Raw genomic sequence first — 1,133 nt, 5'->3', positions numbered from 1 at the left:
TTGCCGGTGTCTACCGTGACGTTCAGCCCCTCATCGGCGAAATAGCCCTTGTCCTGGGCGAGCAGGAAGCCTGCCGCGGGGCCTTCGAAGCGCCAGTCGAGCGTGAGCTTGATATCCGTCTGCGCCATGGCGGGCACGGAAAGGGCGAGCGAACCAAGCAGTATGGCGGCGGTGAAATGCCGACGGTTGAGCATGAATGACGTCCCCAAAAGAAATTGCGACGCCAAGACAAGCGCAGCATTTTTCGGGGCGCAAGCAAAAACTGCTCACAAAGACACCAATTTCATAGTCTGCACAAAATATAATCACACCGCCGCCCAAATGAAGGCAGGCCGGGTAAACCGGCCTGCCCCGCAGCGCTAGTAAACGAACACGGTCAGCTGGTTACCGCGCTGGTGCACCGCAAAGACGCGGTCCGACTTGTAGGACGAGCGATCCAGCGAAGCGCTGAGCAGGCTGTCGCTCCGCACCGCAGACCTCAGCGTTGGCCCCAGGCCGGAATTGGTCAGGGCCGCAGCCAGCCAGCTGCGCATTTCCGGGCAGAGATCGACGCGACGGATCTGGACATTGCTGGCGCGCTGCCAGGAGCCACTAATCTGCGTACCCTGGATCAGCCGTTCAACTTCACGCGGGCTGGTGCCGGCACAAGCGGCCGAGAAATTGGAGCCGCCCGACGCGGACAAGATCGGGGCATGGCCACCATTGCCGATGCCACCGCCATTTCCGCCGGCGCCGCCATTTCCACCATTTCCGCCATTGCCACCCGTACCGCCGCGGCCGCCCGCGCCTATCGAGACACCAACATTGGCAAGGCTACCACCGCCAACGGTTGCCTCGACTCCAACCGCACCATTCAGAAGGCCGACATTGGCATCCACCAACTTCCCGCCCCCACTGCCAACGGTCGCGGTAGCGAGGTTGGAACCACCACCCACCTGGGCATCGAGGAGCTGGTTTCCGCCAACGCCGATATTCACCAGACCGCTATTCGAGGCATCCCCCGACCCGATGGTGATCAACGCGTTTTCACCACTTCCGCCGATGATGCCAAGCAGATTCTGCGCCTGAACAGGCACCGATACACTCGCGATCAAGACCAGAGGTAGAAACGAAATCAAAATTCTTTTCATAAC

General features: G+C 60.7%; 3 protein-coding genes. 1 reads left to right on the top strand and 2 read right to left on the bottom strand.

Annotated features, from left to right (window positions below; genetic code table 11):
* On the bottom strand, positions 1–194 hold a 194-nt coding region (locus J0I64_RS03750; protein ID WP_291406273.1), incomplete at its 3' end, for an ABC transporter substrate-binding protein.
* A 165-nt stretch (positions 195–359) separates the two neighbouring features.
* The gene (locus tag J0I64_RS03745; RefSeq protein WP_291406272.1) at positions 360–683 is read right to left on the bottom strand and encodes a hypothetical protein; all 324 of its coding nucleotides are present in this window, start codon (positions 681–683) and stop codon (positions 360–362) included.
* A gap of 9 nt (positions 684–692) precedes the next feature.
* Between J0I64_RS03745 and J0I64_RS03740 the strand changes: the two genes are divergently transcribed.
* Entirely contained in the window at positions 693–1,106 is a 414-nt protein-coding gene (locus J0I64_RS03740) for a hypothetical protein (protein WP_291406271.1), read from the top strand.
* Positions 1,107–1,133: the final 27 nt, after the last annotated feature.

Source organism: Devosia sp. (assembly GCF_017307565.1).
GTDB lineage: Bacteria > Pseudomonadota > Alphaproteobacteria > Rhizobiales > Devosiaceae > Devosia.
Note: the sequence above shows the minus strand (reverse complement) of the source record. Positions and strands in the feature narration are given on the sequence as shown.